Annotated in this window: 12 protein-coding genes; 9 read left to right on the top strand and 3 right to left on the bottom strand. The window is 72.9% G+C overall.

What is annotated here, in order from left to right; all coding sequences use genetic code 11:
- Positions 1-46: 46 nt before the first annotated feature.
- On the bottom strand, positions 47-1,600 hold the full coding sequence (locus ACZ7G1_RS35995) for an MFS transporter (RefSeq protein ID WP_470880202.1): 1,554 nt from the start codon (positions 1,598-1,600) through the stop codon (positions 47-49).
- Positions 1,601-1,732: 132 nt separating this feature from the next.
- Between ACZ7G1_RS35995 and ACZ7G1_RS35990 the strand changes: the two genes are divergently transcribed.
- From ACZ7G1_RS35990 to ACZ7G1_RS35980, 3 genes are all read left to right on the top strand, one after another.
- Positions 1,733-2,359 carry a TetR/AcrR family transcriptional regulator gene (locus tag ACZ7G1_RS35990; RefSeq protein WP_470880203.1) on the top strand — a complete coding sequence of 209 codons (627 nt, stop codon included), beginning with the start codon at positions 1,733-1,735 and terminating at the stop codon, positions 2,357-2,359.
- Between the two features lie 118 nt (positions 2,360-2,477).
- Positions 2,478-3,182 carry a ribonuclease HII gene (locus ACZ7G1_RS35985; RefSeq protein ID WP_470880205.1) on the top strand — a complete coding sequence of 235 codons (705 nt, stop codon included), beginning with the start codon at positions 2,478-2,480 and terminating at the stop codon, positions 3,180-3,182.
- A gap of 59 nt (positions 3,183-3,241) precedes the next feature.
- A complete protein-coding gene (locus tag ACZ7G1_RS35980; RefSeq protein ID WP_470880207.1) occupies positions 3,242-3,856 on the top strand; it encodes a hypothetical protein in 615 nt (204 codons plus the stop codon).
- Between the two features lie 103 nt (positions 3,857-3,959).
- On the opposite strand, the gene ACZ7G1_RS35975 is transcribed toward ACZ7G1_RS35980, so the two are convergent.
- Positions 3,960-4,586 carry a hypothetical protein gene (locus ACZ7G1_RS35975; RefSeq protein WP_470880209.1) on the bottom strand — a complete coding sequence of 209 codons (627 nt, stop codon included), beginning with the start codon at positions 4,584-4,586 and terminating at the stop codon, positions 3,960-3,962.
- A gap of 228 nt (positions 4,587-4,814) precedes the next feature.
- Entirely contained in the window at positions 4,815-6,998 is a 2,184-nt protein-coding gene (locus ACZ7G1_RS35970) for a RecQ family ATP-dependent DNA helicase (protein ID WP_470880210.1), read from the bottom strand.
- A 142-nt stretch (positions 6,999-7,140) separates the two neighbouring features.
- Between ACZ7G1_RS35970 and ACZ7G1_RS35965 the strand changes: the two genes are divergently transcribed.
- The 6 genes from ACZ7G1_RS35965 to ACZ7G1_RS35940 all read left to right on the top strand — a co-directional run bounded on the left by ACZ7G1_RS35965 (position 7,141) and on the right by ACZ7G1_RS35940 (position 16,696).
- Entirely contained in the window at positions 7,141-8,718 is a 1,578-nt protein-coding gene (locus tag ACZ7G1_RS35965; RefSeq protein ID WP_470880211.1) for a DUF4192 domain-containing protein, read from the top strand.
- A 115-nt stretch (positions 8,719-8,833) separates the two neighbouring features.
- Positions 8,834-10,945, top strand: coding sequence for a glycogen debranching N-terminal domain-containing protein (locus tag ACZ7G1_RS35960; protein WP_470880213.1), 2,112 nt, complete (start codon positions 8,834-8,836; stop codon positions 10,943-10,945).
- Positions 10,946-11,054: 109 nt separating this feature from the next.
- The gene (locus ACZ7G1_RS35955) at positions 11,055-11,822 is read left to right on the top strand and encodes an NUDIX hydrolase (RefSeq protein ID WP_470880215.1); all 768 of its coding nucleotides are present in this window, start codon (positions 11,055-11,057) and stop codon (positions 11,820-11,822) included.
- Between the two features lie 122 nt (positions 11,823-11,944).
- Positions 11,945-13,735, top strand: a complete 1,791-nt coding sequence (locus tag ACZ7G1_RS35950) for an ATP-binding cassette domain-containing protein (protein ID WP_470880217.1) — start codon at positions 11,945-11,947, stop codon at positions 13,733-13,735.
- A gap of 160 nt (positions 13,736-13,895) precedes the next feature.
- A complete protein-coding gene (locus ACZ7G1_RS35945) occupies positions 13,896-14,783 on the top strand; it encodes a FadR/GntR family transcriptional regulator (RefSeq protein WP_470880218.1) in 888 nt (295 codons plus the stop codon).
- A gap of 377 nt (positions 14,784-15,160) precedes the next feature.
- Positions 15,161-16,696: an RNA polymerase sigma factor gene (locus ACZ7G1_RS35940; RefSeq protein ID WP_470880220.1), complete on the top strand. Its 1,536-nt coding sequence runs from the start codon at positions 15,161-15,163 to the stop codon at positions 16,694-16,696.
- Positions 16,697-16,771 lie beyond the last annotated feature (75 nt).

Raw genomic sequence — 16,771 nt, 5'->3', positions numbered from 1 at the left:
TGTACGGCCCTGGTCGCGCATCCGGGCCTCGGACGCGCGCCCGCGGTCAGGCGACGGGGCCTGCCGCCTCGGCGCGGCCGCTCAGCGCCTCCAGGTCGCTCTTGCGGACCCGGATCATGAGGGCGGCCGTGACGAGTGCGATCAGCGCCATCACCGCGGCCGCCATGAAGGCCGAGGCGATGCCCGAGGTCAGCACCTCGTGGCCCCAGGGAGGGGGCAGTTGCCTGGTCTTCGCGAACTCGGCCTTCTGCTCGGGCGTCGCGGAGGCGAGGAAGCCCGGGACCTGCCGGACGCCCTCGTCGCGGCTCGCCGTGCCGAAGACCGTGACCAGGATGGAGAGGCCGAGTGAACCGCCGACCTGCTGGGTGGCGTTGAGCAGGCCCGACGCGGCTCCCGCGTCCTGCTGCGCGACGCCCGAGACGGCTGTCAGGGTGAGCGTCACGAAGTTGAGGCCCATGCCGAAGCCGAAGAGGAGCATCGGGCCGAGGACGCCGTCGGCGTAGCTGCTGTCCGCGGCGATGAACATCTGCCAGAAGAGGCCGGCGGCGGTGATCGCCGCGCCGGCCACCATGAACGGCTTGGGGCCGAGGGTCGGAAGGAACCGCTGCGCGAGTCCGGCGCCGACGGCGATCGCGACCGTCACCGGCAGGAAGGCGAGGCCGGACTTGATCGGGCTGTAGCCGAGCACGTTCTGCACCCACAGCACGATGAAGAAGAACATGCCGAACATGGCGGCCGACAGGCTGAGCATGATGATGTACGTGCCCGAGCGGTTGCGGTCGGCGAACATCCGCAGCGGGGTGATCGGTTCCCTGGCCCTCGACTCCACGAGCGTGAAGGCGGCGAGCAGGACCACGGCCGCGACGAAGGAACCGATGGTCAGGGCGTCCTTCCAGCCTTCCTCGGACGCCCGGATGAACCCGTACACCAGCGCCGCCATGCCCAGCGTCGAGGTCGCGGCGCCCGCGATGTCGAAGCGGCCCGGGTGCCGCTCGGACTCGGCGATGTAGCGCGGGGTGAGGAAGGCGATGAGCAGACCGATCGGCACGTTGACGAAGAGGACCCAGCGCCAGTCGAGCCACTCGGTCAGCATGCCGCCGGCGAGGAGGCCGATGGCGCCGCCGCCCGCGGAGACGGCGGCGAACACGCCGAACGCCCGGTTGCGTTCCGGGCCTTCGGGAAACGTCGTGGTGATCAGGGCGAGCGAGGTGGGCGAGGCGATGGCGCCGCCCACCCCCTGCACGGCCCGGGCGGCGAGGAGCTGCCAGGGCTCCTGGGCGAAGCCGCCGAGGAGGGAGGCGAAGGTGAAGAGCAGGATGCCGGCCATGAACACCCGGCGGCGCCCCAGGATGTCCCCCGTGCGTCCGCCGAGCAGCAGGAGGCCGCCGAAGGTGAGGGTGTAGGCGCTGAGCACCCACGACAGGTCGGTGGTCGAGAAGGACAGCGCGTTCTGGATGTGCGGCAGGGCGATGTTCACGATGGTCGCGTCGAGGACGACCATCAGCTGGCAGGCGGCGATGACGGCCAGGGCGATGCCCGGCCGGCCGACGGCGCGAGCGGGTCCGTCCTTGGTCTGGGTGTCCAGCGGAGAAGTTGTCACTATGGATCCCCCACGGAAGAATTAGTGAACGCACCCGTTCACTGTTCACCACGGTAGTGAGTCCCCCTCAGTGAACGCAACCGTTCTCTGAGCGCTGCCGACGACCCGCATCGCCTCAACGGAGAGATCCTGATGGTTACTTCGCGCTCCACGGCCGCCGCCCGGCCGGAAGGGGTGTCGCCGCGACGCCGCGGTCCCGTCCTCGAACGGGCCATCCTGGAGGCCGCGCTCGACCAGCTCGGAAGCGTCGGCTGGAACGGTCTGACGATGGAGGGCGTCGCCGTCGGCGCGCAGACCGGCAAGGCCGCCGTCTACCGCCGCTGGCCGTCGAAGGAGGACCTCGTCGCCGACGCCCTCCAGGCCGGACTGCCGACGCTCGACGAGGCGCCGGACCTCGGCGGCGTGCGCGACGAGCTCTACGAGCTCTGCCTCCGGGTCAGGGACGTCATGTACTCCAAGCCGGGCTTCGCCCTGCGCGCCGTGCTTCACGAGTGCGACGCGGACTCCGCCGAGCGCTTCCACGAGCTCATCGTCACCGGCGTGGTCGAGCCGTCCAACCGACTCTTCAGAGAGGTGCTCCGGCGCGGAATCGAGCGGGGCGAAGTGCGGGCCGACGCGATCGACGACCTCGTGCTCGACGTGATCCCGGCGATGATGATGTACCGCTCCAAGGTGTGCGGCAGCGAATGGCCGGACGAGGAGATCGCCTCCGTGATCGACCGGATCATGGTGCCGCTGGTGCGCGCGGGATGCGGCTGAGACGGGTCCGCGGTCGGCCCGACCACGGCCCCCGCGGCCGGTCCGCGAGGCCGCCCGACGGTCCGAAGGGAATCCGGGTATCGCGCGCGGCACCGGGCGGCGTAACCTGGCTTGCGCCATGCCGTACGAACCTCCCACTCACACTGTCGAGCGATCGCTCCGCGCCACCAGCGGCGCCAAGGTCGTCGCCGGAGTCGACGAAGTCGGGCGCGGGGCGTGGGCCGGCCCCGTCACCGTGTGCGCGGCCGTCACCGGACTGCGCCGGCCCCCCGAAGGCCTCACCGACTCCAAGCTGATCACCCCCAAACGCCGGACCGCGCTCGCGGCCGAGCTGGAGCGGTGGGTCACCGCGTACGCGCTCGGCGACGCCTCTCCCGAGGAGATCGACGAACTCGGAATGACCGCGGCCCTGCGTCTCGCGGCGGTCCGGGCCCTCGAAGGCCTTCCCGTCCGCCCCGACGCGGTGATCCTCGACGGCAAGCACGACTACCTCGGCAACCCCTGGCAGGTCCGTACGGTGATCAAGGGCGACCAGTCCTGCATCGCCGTGGCCGCCGCCTCCGTCATCGCGAAGGTCCGCCGCGACACCCTCATGGCCGAGCTCGAGAGCGAGCCCTACGCGGCCTACGGCTTCGGTGCCAACGCGGGCTACCCTTCCCCGGTCCACAAAGCGGCGCTCGAAGAGCTCGGACCCACCCCGTACCACCGTCTCTCCTGGTCGTACCTGGACGCGCTGCCCCAGTGGCGTCACCTCAAGAAGGTCCGCCTCTCCGCCGAGGCGGCCGCGCTGGAAAGCGGGGGCCAACTCGGCTTCGACTTCTGATCTTCCGGTCGTGGAGAACCGCCGCAGGGCGGCCCCTCACGCGCCCGGGGTGCACATGCGTGCCCACCCGCCGGTGCTCCGCGCGGCGGTGTTCGACCTCCATCCATCCATCCCTCCCTCCCGAGGAGCCTCAGATTCACGAGAGCGCCCAGGGTCCCCGCGCCACCGCGTCGACCCCCCGTCCCGTACCCGGTCCGCGTTCCGCGGCCACTCCGCGTCCCGGCCGCCCCGGTCCCGGTCCGTCCCCGGCCAACCGGTCGGAGAATCGTTCCGACCAGGGGTCCGCGCCGCAGATCCAGCTGATCCCGGCCCCCCTCGACGGTGCGCTCGACGCCGCCGAAGAGGCCCTGGACCTGCTGCTCGAGAGCGGCCGGGCGCCCGGCGACGTCCTGGTGCTGACCACCGGTGAGCAGCACCCGTGGGCGGCGCACGAGCTGTCCTTCGGCGAGGTCGCCTACTGGGCCCAGCAGGACTCCGGCGACGACGTGTTCTTCGCGGACGCCTCCGCCGCGGAGCGGGCGAAGACCCGTCCCGTGGTGATCGTCGCCCTCAACGGCGGCGACGACGAGAAGGTCGCCCAGGCGCTGCCCTCGGCGATGACCCGCGCTGGTGTGCTGCTCGTCGTCTGCGGCGACCCGCAGCGCGTCACCGCGGTGCTCGGAGCCGGCGTCTGAACGACCGCCCTTCACCGGGTCGGTGCCGACCGGGTCGGTCGGCTCGGGTCCGGTGAAGGCCGGGTAGGTCGGCTCGGGTCCGGTGAAGGCCGTCGTGCCGTGATCAGCGTGCGGCGGCCCGGCGTAGCGGCTCGGTCGCGCCGCTCGCCGTTCTCGGCGCGAGCAGGCCGCGCTCGGCCGGCTCGTCGCCCAGGGGCAGCGGGGCCGAGTCGGAGCTCGGCCGGCGGCCGCCCCGGCCCTCGCCGAGCACCTGCCAGCCGCCTCGGGTCAGCGTGATGTACGCGCCGCAGCGGAGCCCGTGCAGGGTGCAGGCGTCCCTGAGCCCCCACATCCAGGCGCCGTCCTCCTCGGTCCAGCGCTCGTCCCCCTCGCGGCAGTACAGCAGCACCGCGGTCCTCACGGGCGCGCGCCTCCGCAGGTCGTGCGGGATGACCCGGCGCAGATGCGCGAGCAGTGAGTTGCGGAACTCCCAGCCGTCAGCGGGGACCGGGCGGCGGACGAAGGAGGCGCTGGCGGCGAGACGCTCCTCGTGATCGAGGATCGCCAGGACCGCCATCGTGGGTGTGGGCGTGTGACGTGAGTGGAGGCCGCTGACGACCTCACGCGGATTGCGCAGCAAGGGAATTCCGGCCGCGGCCCACTCGGCTGGTTCGAGCATCCGAGCGAGGCGGCTGGCGGACTCGGACGATCTGAGCGAGGTGGCTGTGGGCGGAGCGAATCCGAGGGTCACGGGCCTCCCTTCGGATACGCGCCCGCTAGGCGGGCAGGGTCGGGCGAGGGCGCACCACGGCACAGTCCTTCCGGACCGCTGACGGGCCGAGTGGGGCGGTTTCCCAATTCTTGCGGGCCCGTGCGCGAGCGGCAACGAGCAATTGAGGCCGCTGACGGGAATGCGTCGGTATGCCACTCATATCCCTGCCCAGTTGCCCATTGTTCACTCCCCGTTTCCCCTCCTGTTTCACCCCTGGACGGCGAGCACCAGCGGAAACACCCCTTCCGCTCCGGCCCGCCGCAGCAGCCGCGCCGCCACCGCCAACGTCCAGCCGGTGTCGGACAGGTCGTCCACCAGCAGAACCGGCCCTCCGGCGCCCGCCACTCGCTCCGCGAGTCCGGCCGGAACCGTCAGCGTTCTCTGCAGACCCATCACCCGCTGGGCGCTGTTGGTCCGCGAGAGCCGCGACTCCTCCGCCTCCGGGGCGTACTCCACCATCCCGAGGTACGGCATCCTGCCGATCTCGGCGATCCGCTCCCCGAGGGAGCCCACCAGCCGAGGCTTGCGGTGGGAGGCGACGGTCACCACCCCGGCGGGCCTGGCCGGCGCGTCCGGAGCCCCCGAGGCCCAACCGCCCGGCCCCTTCGCCCAGTCGGCGAGCACGTGCACCACGGCCTGGACGACATCGTCCGGCACCGGACCGTCCTGGGTGCCGTCGGCGAGCAGCGGCCGCAGGCGGTTGCCCCAGCCGATGTCCGAGAGCCGACCGAGGGCCCGGCCGCCGAACGCCTGTTCACCGGCCGGGATGCGCCCCTTCAGGTCGACGCCGACCGCGGCGAGCCCCGTCGGCCACATCTTGCGCGGCTCGACCTCCACGCCGGGCCGCCCCAGCTCGCCCTTGGCCGCGTCCAGCGCCGCGTCGGACACCTTGGGGTCGAAGCGGCTGCCCGCGCAGTTGTCACAACGACCGCACGGGGCGGCCTCCTCATCGTCCAGCTGACGGCGCAGGAACTCCATCCGGCAGCCCGTCGACGCCGCGTAGTCGCGCATCGCCTGCTGTTCGGCGGACCGCTGGCGCGCCACCCACGCGTACCGCTCCGTGTCGTACACCCAGGGCTGCCCCGTGCTCTCCCAGCCGCCCTTCACCCGCCGTACCGCGCCGTCCACGTCGAGGACCTTGAGCATCGTCTCCAGCCGGGTCCTGCGCAGCTCGACCAACGGCTCCAGGGCGGGCAGTGAGAGCGGTCGGCCGGCCTGCGCGAGCACGTCGATCGTGCGCCGCACCTGCTCCTCGGGCGGGAACGCCACCGAGGCGAAGTAGCGCCAGATCGCCTCGTCCTCCTGCCCGGGCAACAGCAGCACCTCCGCGTGCTCGACACCGCGGCCGGCCCGGCCGACCTGCTGGTAGTAGGCGATCGGGGAGGAAGGGGATCCGAGGTGCACCACGAAGCCCAGGTCCGGCTTGTCGAACCCCATGCCGAGGGCCGAGGTCGCCACCAGCGCCTTGACCCGGTTGGCCTGCAGGTCGTCCTCCGCCTGCTGCCGGTCGGCGTTCTCCGTACGGCCCGTGTACGACGAGACCGTGTGCCCGCACTGGCGCAGATAGGCGGTGACCTCGTCGGCGGCGGCCACCGTCAGGGTGTAGATGATCCCGGAGCCGGGGAGCTCGCCCAGGTGGTCGGCGAGCCAGGCGAGCCGGTGGGCGGCGTCGGGCAGTCGCACGACCCCGAGGCTCAGGCTCTCCCGGTCCAGCGGCCCGCGCAGGACCAGGGCGTCCGTGCCCGCACCCGTGCCAAGCTGCTCGGCCACGTCCGCCGTCACCCGGGCGTTCGCCGTCGCCGTCGTGGCGAGCACCGGAACCCCGGCCGGCAGGTCGGCCAGCATGGTACGGAGCCTGCGGTAGTCGGGCCGGAAGTCGTGGCCCCAGTCCGAGATACAGTGCGCCTCGTCGACCACGAGCAGTCCCGTGGCGGCCGCGAGCCGCGGCAGCACCTGGTCGCGGAAGTCCGGATTGTTGAGCCGCTCGGGGCTCACCAGGAGCACGTCCACCTCGCCGGCGGCCACTTCCTGCTGGACCGTCTCCCACTCCTCCGTGTTCGACGAGTTGATCGTCCGGGCGCGGATGCCCGCCCGCGCGGCCGCCTCCACCTGGTTCCGCATCAGCGCGAGCAGGGGAGAGACGATCACGGTCGGGCCGCTGCCGCGCTCGCGCAGCAGCGAGGTCGCCACGAAGTAGACGGCGGACTTGCCCCAGCCGGTCCGCTGCACGACCAGCGCGCGGCGCCGGTCGGCGACCAGGGCCTCGATGGCCCGCCACTGGTCCTCGCGCAGTCTGGCCTTGCCCGTCGGGTCCGAGACGAGACGGGCGAGCACGGTGTCGGCGGCGGTCCTGAGCGAGGCGCGGTCTTCCAGCGGATCTGCGTGGGTCATGCCTCCATGCAACCCGATGCCTCGGACATCGCGCGAATGAGCCGCCGAACCTGTGGACAACTCGACGGTCCGGCGGATGCACCGATTCGGGAGTTATCCACAGGGGTTTCGGAATTCGGGAGATCACGAGAACGTCGTGACCATGAACGCGAATCACCACGAAACCAGCGGACTTGCCCGTACCCAGCAGATCACCCTGCGCGGCCCGGCAGAACTGGCCGACGCCCTTCCGTTCGTGCTGGGCTTCCACCCGACCGACTCCGTCGTCCTGGTCGGCCTCCACGGCGAGACCGGCCGCTTCGGCGGCCGGGTCAGGCTCGGCATCCCGCGCTCGCCCCGCGAATGGGCGTCGACCGCGGAGCACCTCGCGGAATGTCTCGTCGACGGAGGGAGCCGCCGCGGCACCCGACCCGACGGGATCGTGGTCTTCCTCTGCCAGGACCCCGCGCCGGGGGAGACGGGCCGCGCGGTCATGGAACGGCTGCGCCCCTTCGCGCAGCGGCTGCGCACCGCCTGCGGCGCCCTCGACATCCCCGTCTACGAGGCCCTCTGCATTTCCGACGGCCTCTACTTCTCCTACTGCTGCCCCGACGCCCGGTGCTGCCCGCCGGACGGCACTCCGCTCGCCCTCAGCGGCACGTCGGTGATGGCCGCGACGGCCGCGTACGCCGGAGTGCAGCTGCGGGGCACCCTGCGGGACATGCAGGCACGGCTCAAGCCGTCCGGCGGGCCCGGAGAGGAAGAGCAGCGCGCCGCCCTCGACGCGACGGCCGCCGAGGTCGTCCCGCGGATCCTCGAAGGCGCCGACGGGAAGGGGCGGGGCGAGGTGCGCGAGACGACCCTGCGGCTCGCCCGCGAGATCATGCGCCGGTTCGTCGATCGCAATGGCTCGAAGAGCCCGAGCACCCCGAAGAGCCCGGGCAACCTGAACGGCCCGAGCGGCCCGAGCGGCCCGAGCGGCCCGACGGCCCCGAGCGACCCGACGGCCTCGACGGGACCGACGGGACGGACGGCACGGATGGGACCGACGGGACCGATCGGGGCGACCGGAGCGGCTCGGCCGGTGCCCCCGGTGCCCCCATTGCCCCCGGCGCCGCGGGGCAGGACGGCAGGTGCCACGGCGGAAGGGGACGCGGCGGACGAGGCTCTGATCGGTGCCGACGAAGCGGCCGCACTGATCATCGGGCTCCAGGACCGGGTCACCCGGGACCGGGCCGCCGAATGGATGGAGGGCTGGGAGGGGACCGCCGCCTTGCGGCTCTGGCGCGTACTGGCCCGCCGCTGCGTCACCCCGTACCAGGAGCACGCCGCCGCGCCCCTCAGCCTTGCCGGGTGGACGGCCTGGTCCACCGGCGACGAGCCGACCGCCCGCGTCGCCCTCGGGCTCGCGCTCGACGCCGACCCGGAGTACGTCTTCGCCCGGCTGCTGCACCAGGCGTGCAACGAAGGGCTCGACCCCGAGTCCCTGCGCTCCTGTCTGCGGGCCGAGAGGGACGCCCGAACCGCATCGGATCAGGCCGGACAGGCCTCGTCCCGGAGGGTCAGGACTCGCGGTACGCGCCCGCAGGGCACCCGGCAGACCCTCAGGAAGCCGGGGCGGACCGGCGGGCGCGGGCACGGGCCGACGGCGGGAGTCCGGCCCGGGGGACCCGCCACGGGCAAGCCCGTGAACAGGGCGCCCCACCGTGAGGGGCAGCGCGGCTCCAGGAGTGGCCGATGACGACCGTGACCCGCCCGCCCGCCGACGCGTTCAGCTCTCTGGCGGAGTCGTACGAACCGTGCCGCCGACACCCCGCCGGCCGCCCGGTTCGCACAGAGAGCACTTCGCACCCGCCATGGCTTCCAGCCCCGTCCCGGCCCACGGCCGCCCCAGTGGCCCCCCGATCGGCCACTCGTCCGCACTCCCCACCGGGCAGCCGGCCGGAACCCCATCCGGACCCGCGTCCGTCGCGGGCGTCGCGCCTCCACGCGCGGCCCGTCCCATGGAGCTTCCCTCCGTGCACGGCGCGCTCCTCTGCGTCGCCCTGCCGGCCCTCGCCGTCTGCGCCGAGCACGGCCAGCTCACCGGCGAGGGCTCCGAGGGGGTCTACGCGGCGGGGAGACGTCTCCTCTCCCGATGCGTCCTGCGGGTGGCGGGGCGTGAGCCGGCGGCCCTTCAGGGCCGTATGGCGGGCGCGGACCGGGCGGTCTTCCTCGGTGTCCTGCGGGTGCCCGGGGACCCGGGACCCGATCCCGGGCTCGCCGTCGAACGCAGCCGGGGCGCCGACGGAACCGAGCGGATCACACTGCGCAGCTCCGCCACCCGAGCCCTCCGGCTCCCCGTGGAAATCGCTCTGGGCACGGATCTCGCGGACCTCGGCGCGGTGGCGTCGGGCAGGCCGGGACCCGAGCTCCCCGCCAGCGTCCACGGCGCCGGACTCCGCTGGACCAGGAGCGACGGGCGATCCGCCGCCGTCACGGCGGACCCGCCGCCGATGGACTCCCTGGCGGCGGCCGGGGTCCTGCGCTGGGAGGTCGAACTGGCGCCCGGTGCCACCTTCACGCTCCACCTGCGGGTCCGTGGCGAATCGGCCGCCCGTCCCGCCGCCTCCCCGGGCGGGGGTGCCGGACGGCCCGGCGGGCATCTCCTGTCCGATGCACGTGCCGAAGGCGACGACCCGCGCCCCGGCGAGCTGCTGCGCCGCTGCGTGGAGGATCTGCGCGCGCTCCTCCAACGCGACCCGGCGCACCCCGCGGATGTCCACCTCGCCGCCGGTGTCCCCTGGCGCTGCGGACCGGTCACCGCCGAGGCGCTGTGGGCGGCCCGCATGGCCCTGCCCCTCGGGACCAGGCTCGCCGCCACCACCCTGCGCGCCCTCGGCCGCATCCAACTCCCCGGCGGCGGACCCGACTCCGGCCGCATCCAGGGACCCCTCAGGGACGCGGGACCGCATCTCCCGCCCCGCTGCACCGGTGTGGAGGCCACCCTCGCCTTCCCCGCCGTCCTCGCGGAGGCCCGCCGTTGGGGACTGCCGGCGGCGGACCTGGAGGAACTCCTTCCGGTGGCCGAGCGCTGCCTCGGCTGGCTGCGCCGGTCGATCGTGGGCACCGGCTTCGTGCCGGACCCGGGCCCCACCGGGCCCTGGCGGGCCGAGACCCAGGCGCACGCGCACCGAGCGGCCCTGCTCGGCGCCGATCTGCTCGACGGCTGCGGGAAGCCTGGGGGAGAAGCGCTTCGCGACGCGGCTCGGGTCCTCCGTGAGGGGTTCAGGCGCGAGTTCTGGATCGAGGACCGGGCCGGAGGCCGTCCCGCCGCCGCCCGCACACCGGACGGCCACACCCGGCCCGAACTGGGCGGCTGGGCCGCCCATCTGCTCGACACCGGACTCCTGGGCGGTGGCGGGTACGCGCAGGGACTGCTCGACAAGACGGAGACCGAGCAGGTGGCACGGCTGCTCGGCACCCCCGCCCTCGACTCGGGCTGGGGCCTGCGCAGCCTCGGCGCCAAGGAACCGGGACACAACCCCTTCGGCCACCGGGCGGGCGCGGTCCGGGTGCACGAGACGGCAGTCGCCGTGGCCGGGCTCGCCGCCGCGGGGCATGAGAGGGAGGCGGCCTCGCTGCTGCGCGGGCTCCTCGACGCGGCGGAGTCCTTCGCCCACCGCCTGCCCGAGATGTACGCGGGGGAGCAGCGGACGGCGGGCGGGCGTCCGGTGCCCCACCCGGCCGCGTGCAGGCCGGCGGCGGTCGCGGCCGCCGGCGCCGTCCACTCGCTGCTCGCCCTCGCCGGGATCCGGCCCGATGCGCCGGGCGGATCCGTCGCCGTGCACCCGCTGCCGTCGGCCCCGCTCGGAGCGATCCGGTTCTCGGGGCTCGTGGTCGCGGGGGAGCCCTTCGCCGTGCGGGTCGGCAGGCTGGGTCTCGGTATGGTCGAGGAGGCAGCAGAGGGCCTTCAGCTGGGGGTGTGACGGGATGCCGGTCGCAGACACGAGGGAAGCTTCGCCGCAGGGGGAGGAAGTCGATCGGGATGCTTCCGCGGGGCGTGTTTATCGTCAGGAAGACGACTATGATCGCGGCATGCCTCCCTACGACCCGTCGGCCTTCCCTCCTTTCGCCGTCACCGTCGACCTGGTCGTGTTGACCGTCCGGCGCCACGCGCTCTGCACCCTGGTCGTGCGGCGGGGGGAGACGCCGTACCGGGGTCGTTGGGCACTGCCCGGCGGTTTCGTCCGGGAGGAGGAGGACCTCGGCGCCGCGGCCGCGCGTGAGCTCGTCGAGGAGACCGGCCTCTGCGCGCACGATCCGGCCGCTCCGACGCCCGTGCCGAGCAACGGGGCGCACCTTGAACAGCTGGCGACCTACGGCGCACCGGACCGCGACCCGCGCATGCGGGTGGTCAGCGTCGCGCACCTCGCCCTGGCGCCGGACCTTCCGGCGCCGCGGGCGGGCGGTGACGCGAACAGCGCCCGCTGGGCCCCGGTCGAGGAACTGCTCGGCGAGGACGCGGCGGCCGGAGGCGGCGACGAGGGCGGGACGCTCGCCTTCGACCACGCCCGGATCCTCTCCGACGGGGTGGAGCGCGCCCGTTCCAAGATCGAATACTCCTCCCTGGCCACGGCCTTCTGCCCGCCGGAGTTCACCGTCGGAGAGCTGCGCCGGGTGTACGAAGCCGTCTGGGGCGTGGCGCTCGATCCGCGCAACTTCCACCGCAAGGTGACCGGCACGCCCGGCTTCCTGGTCCCGGCCGGTGGCACCACGACCCGTCAGGGCGGGCGCCCCGCCCAGCTCTTCCGGGCAGGTGGGGCGACTCTTCTCAACCCGCCGATGCTGCGCCCCGAGGTCTGACGGGCGCGGACATCCGGGGTCCCGGAGCGCCAACCCTGCGCCGAAAGTCCGAAATGTAGCGTTATCTTGCTGCGATAGCGCCGCCCTGCCGCGGAGCGGTGTCATCTACCGCGAGAGAAGCGATGCTCCAGGCAATCGGACTGACCAGCACGCCACGCCACGATCGCCCGCCCGTCGTGGACGATCTGACCTTCGAGGCCCGGCCGGGTGCCGTGACCGCCCTCCTCGGCCCCCCGGGCGCCGGCAAGACCACCGCCCTCCGGCTCATGCTCGAACTCGAGCCGGGCCGCGGGATCACCCACTTCCGCGGCCGGCCGCTGCACCGCATCGCCCACCCGTCCCGCGAGGTCGGCGTACTCCTCGGCGGCATCCCGGGACATCCCTCCCGCACGCTCCGGGGCCAGCTCCGGATGCTCTGCGCCGCCACCGGGGTACCCGCCTCCCGGGCCGACGAACTGGTGCGGACCGTGGGCCTCGCGGGTCTCGAACGCCGGCGGATCGGCACCCTTCCGGTCGGTGCCGATCGCCGACTCGGGCTCGCCTCCGCGCTGTTGGGCGCCCCGCACACGCTGCTCCTCGACGAGCCGGGCGCGGGTCTCTCCGCACCCGAGGGCGCCTGGCTGTACGAGCTCCTGCGCGCTCACGCGGCGGAGGGCGGAACCGTCCTCTACACCACGGACGATCCCAAGGACGCGGCCCGCAACGCCGACCGGGTCGTCACGCTCGACGCCGGACGACTCGTCGCCGACCAGGACGCGGCCGAGTTCGCCCGCACCCGGCTGCGCCCCCGCGTCGCCGTCCGCACCCCGCACCCCGCCCGCCTCGCTGCCGCCGTGACCCAGGAGGCCAGAGCCGCCCGCCGCGCGGTCGAAGTGGTCGCCGAGGACGGCAACCGGCTGTCCGTCTACGGCAGTGACTGCGCCGCCGTCGGCGACACCGCCTTCCGTCACGGCGTACCGATCCACCGCCTCGCCGACGAGACCGGCGATGTCGGGCCCGCGCCGCGCGCCCCCGAGCGCGAGGACACAGGGGGCGCCGATGCCGGGAGCCGGTCCGGCTGGCCTCCGGGAGGCGGCCTCGCTCCCGCCACGGGGGCGCGTGAGGGATCCGCAGGCGCGCGCTCCGCCGTCCGGCGGCCCGCCCGCTCGCCGTTGCGCCCGCTGCGGTACGAGCTGCACCGGCTCCTCGGAGTGCCGAGCACGCCGCTCGTGGTGGCGACCGTGCTGCTCGTGTCGGTGACCCTCGCGCTGCTCCTCGGGCGCGGTGGGCGCACGGCGCTGCCGGCGGTCCTGGCGGCATGGCCGGCGATCTCGCCCCTGCCGCCCGCGGCCCTCGGGGCCGGCCTGCTCGGCGCGTTCTCCTTCGGCGAGGAGTACCGCTACCCCGCGCTGACCTCGGGGCGCGGCGCGGTGCCACGCAGGCCGGGCCTGCTGCTCGCGAAGCTCGTCGTGACGGCCGTCGTCGGCCTCGCCCTGGGGGTCCTCGTCGCGCTGGCCGACCTCGGGGCCCTCCGGTTCGTCTACGGCGCCGAGTTGATCCCCGTACCGAGGAACTGGCCGACGCTGTGCGCGAGTTGGCTGGGCCTGATCGTCGGCTGCGCGTGGGCGGGTCTGCTCGGTGCCGGGGTGTTCCGGGCGGCGGCGGCCGGTGTGGCCGCGGTGCTCGCCGTACCGGTCGCCTTCGTGCCGCTGCTGCAGAAGGTGCTGACCGGGCCGTCGGTGCGGTCCGCCGCCGGACTCCCCGGCCGTCTCCGGGAGTTCACGGGCTCGCGCTGGTCGCCGGCCGTCGAGCACTGGCTCGCGGGGGCTCTGCGGGTGGTCGGGCAGCCCGCGGGGGTGGCGTTGTCGCTGATGTTGACGGGGTTGCTCTGCGCTTACGTGTTCACCGGCCTTCGCCGGAAGGCGCGTTGGTGATCAGTTGCGGACCGAAAGCCTCCGGTTAGCCGCCAACTTCCTTAAAATGCGCCCAATATGTCCGATTAATCGTCAATTGTGTAGGGGGTGCCGATCACCCTTTCGTGTGCTTTTCACCAAAGACCTCAAGGGTCACGGAGGCAACGCCGACAAAGGATGCGTGAGTACCCTTGCGCACACCATGATGACCGCCGCCCGCCCCGTCGACTCCACTCTCGGCGCCCCGGGCGATCTCGACCGCTACCCCTACGCGGAGGCGCCCGCCGCCGGCCGCGTGAGCCCGCCCTCCTGGGAGGGTGTGGACACCGATCTGGGCCGCGTGGGCCGCCGGACCGCGGGCAACCGAGGACGCGGACTGCACGGACAGCTCGTCCAGCAGCTCGGCCAGATGATCGTCTCCGGCGATCTCGGGGCCGACCGCCCGCTCGTCCCCGAGGAGATCGGCCAGCGCTTCGAGGTCTCGCGCACCGTCGTCCGCGAGTCGCTGCGCGTGCTGGAGGCCAAGGGCCTCGTCAGCGCCCGCCCGAACGTCGGCACCCGGGTCAGGCCGGTCAGCGACTGGAACCTCCTCGACCCCGACATCATCGAGTGGCGCGCCTTCGGCCCGCAGCGCGACGACCAGCGCCGCGAGCTGAACGAGCTGCGCTGGACGATCGAGCCGCTGGCCGCCCGCCTCGCCGCCGGGCACGGTCGCGAGGACGTGCAGCAGCGCCTCGCCGACATGGTCGAGATCATGGGCCACGCGTTCGCGCAGGGGGACGGCATCACCTTCTCCCGGGCCGACACCGAGTTCCACTCCCTCCTCATCCAGCTCGCCGGGAACCGCATGCTGGAGCACCTCTCCGGCATCGTCTCCGCCGCGCTCCAGGTGTCCGGTGGTCCCGTCACCGGCTGTGACCGGCCCAGCGAGGCCTGCCTCGCGCACCACGCCCGTATCGTCGACGCGCTCGCCGCGGGCGACGCCCAGGGCGCCGAGACGGCCATGCGGCAGCTGCTGACGGTCCACCCCGAGGTGGAGCGCGTCGTCCCCGCCCCCCGCGAACACTGACCCGCGGGCCATGGCCGGGGGTGCTCAGGTGTGCGCGTCACGTGCCGCCGGGTCCGAGCGCCACCCGGGGAGCCCGCAAGGGTCCCCCGGGTGGCGCCAGGGTTCCGGCGGTACGAATGTGCACCGATCGACCACTCTGGCCGTTTCGTCGCAAATGAGGTGTGACTCGGGCCACGAAGATTGGGCGTAACACTCCTCCGAGCCGTGCGATGACCTAAGAGGTGACAGCCGAGGAAGGAATACAGCAGCCGATGGAGGCGCTGTGCAGTTCCCCGGCCCAGCCCGCGCCGTCGGCACATTCCCCGTCGACGGTCGTCGGCTCCGGCTCGATCCCGAGCGGGGCCGGAAGCCATTTCCATCGTTCCGAGAGGTTGTTCGTGTCGGCCAGCACATCCCGTACGCTCCCGCCGGAGATCGCCGAGTCCGAGTCTGTGATGGCGCTCATCGAGCGGGGAAAGGCTGATGGGCAGATCGCCGGCGATGACGTGCGTCGTGCCTTCGAGGCTGACCAGATTCCGCCAACCCAGTGGAAGAATGTTCTGCGCAGCCTCAATCAGATCCTCGAGGAAGAGGGTGTGACGCTGATGGTCAGTGCAGCGGAGTCGCCGAAGCGCGCCCGCAAGAGCGTCGCGGCGAAGAGCCCGGCCAAGCGCACCGCCACCAAGACCGTCACCGCCAGGACGACCGTGACGAAGACCACCGTCTCGGCCGCCACGGCCGAGGGGTCCGAGACGGCCGACGAGGCCGGATCCGCCCCGAAGGCGGCGGCGAAGAAGGCCGTCGCCAAGAAGGCGGTGGCCAAGAAGACCGTCGCCAAGAAGGCGACGGCCAAGAAGGCCACGTCCAAGAAGGACGCCGACGAGCTCGTCGAGGGCGAAGAGCTGCTCGAGGACGTCGCGCCCGGCAAGGGTGAGGAAGAGGAGACCGAGGGCGAGAGCAAGGGCTTCGTCCTGTCCGACGAGGACGAGGACGACGCTCCGGCGCAGCAGGTCGCCGTCGCCGGTGCCACCGCCGACCCGGTCAAGGACTACCTCAAGCAGATCGGCAAGGTCCCGCTGCTCAACGCCGAGCAGGAGGTCGAGCTCGCCAAGCGCATCGAGGCCGGTCTGTTCGCCGAGGACAAGCTCGCGAACTCGGACAAGCTCGCTCCGAAGCTCAAGCGCGAGCTGGAGATCATCGCCGAGGACGGCCGCCGCGCCAAGAACCACCTCCTGGAGGCCAACCTCCGTCTGGTGGTCTCGCTGGCCAAGCGCTACACCGGCCGCGGCATGCTCTTCCTGGACCTGATCCAGGAGGGCAACCTGGGTCTGATCCGCGCCGTCGAGAAGTTCGACTACACCAAGGGCTACAAGTTCTCCACGTACGCCACCTGGTGGATCCGTCAGGCGATCACCCGCGCCATGGCCGACCAGGCTCGCACCATCCGTATCCCGGTGCACATGGTCGAGGTCATCAACAAGCTCGCGCGCGTCCAGCGCCAGATGCTCCAGGACCTGGGCCGCGAGCCCACCCCGGAGGAGCTGGCCAAGGAACTCGACATGACCCCCGAGAAGGTCATCGAGGTCCAGAAGTACGGCCGCGAGCCGATCTCCCTCCACACCCCGCTGGGTGAGGACGGCGACAGCGAGTTCGGCGACCTGATCGAGGACTCCGAGGCGGTCGTCCCGGCCGACGCGGTGAGCTTCACGCTCCTCCAGGAGCAGCTGCACTCCGTCCTCGACACGCTCTCCGAGCGTGAGGCCGGCGTCGTCTCGATGCGCTTCGGTCTCACCGACGGCCAGCCGAAGACGCTCGACGAGATCGGCAAGGTCTACGGCGTGACCCGAGAGCGGATCCGCCAGATCGAGTCGAAGACGATGTCGAAGCTGCGTCACCCGTCGCGCTCGCAGGTCCTGCGCGACTATCTTGACTGACCGGCACTCCTGAAACCGCCCCTGACCATTGCGTTCTTCGGTCAGGGGCGGTTTGCTGTTTGAGCACAGCGGTAC

It is taken from the genome of Streptomyces sp. NPDC037273 (assembly GCF_055603625.1).
The sequence above is the reverse complement of the archived record's forward strand: the minus strand, read 5'-3'. Positions and strand labels throughout refer to the sequence as shown.

Excerpts from the sequence above, each read along its gene's own strand:
- ACZ7G1_RS35970 (WP_470880210.1), bottom strand. The coding sequence starts at position 6,998 with ATGACCCACGCAGATCCGCTGGAAGACCGCGCCTCGCTCAGGACCGCC.
- ACZ7G1_RS35965 (WP_470880211.1), top strand. The coding sequence starts at position 7,141 with ATGAACGCGAATCACCACGAAACCAGCGGACTTGCCCGTACCCAGCAG.
- ACZ7G1_RS35960 (WP_470880213.1), top strand. The coding sequence starts at position 8,834 with ATGGCTTCCAGCCCCGTCCCGGCCCACGGCCGCCCCAGTGGCCCCCCG.
- ACZ7G1_RS35955 (WP_470880215.1), top strand. The coding sequence starts at position 11,055 with ATGCCTCCCTACGACCCGTCGGCCTTCCCTCCTTTCGCCGTCACCGTC.
- ACZ7G1_RS35950 (WP_470880217.1), top strand. The coding sequence starts at position 11,945 with ATGCTCCAGGCAATCGGACTGACCAGCACGCCACGCCACGATCGCCCG.
- ACZ7G1_RS35985 (WP_470880205.1), top strand. The coding sequence starts at position 2,478 with ATGCCGTACGAACCTCCCACTCACACTGTCGAGCGATCGCTCCGCGCC.
- ACZ7G1_RS35990 (WP_470880203.1), top strand. The coding sequence starts at position 1,733 with ATGGTTACTTCGCGCTCCACGGCCGCCGCCCGGCCGGAAGGGGTGTCG.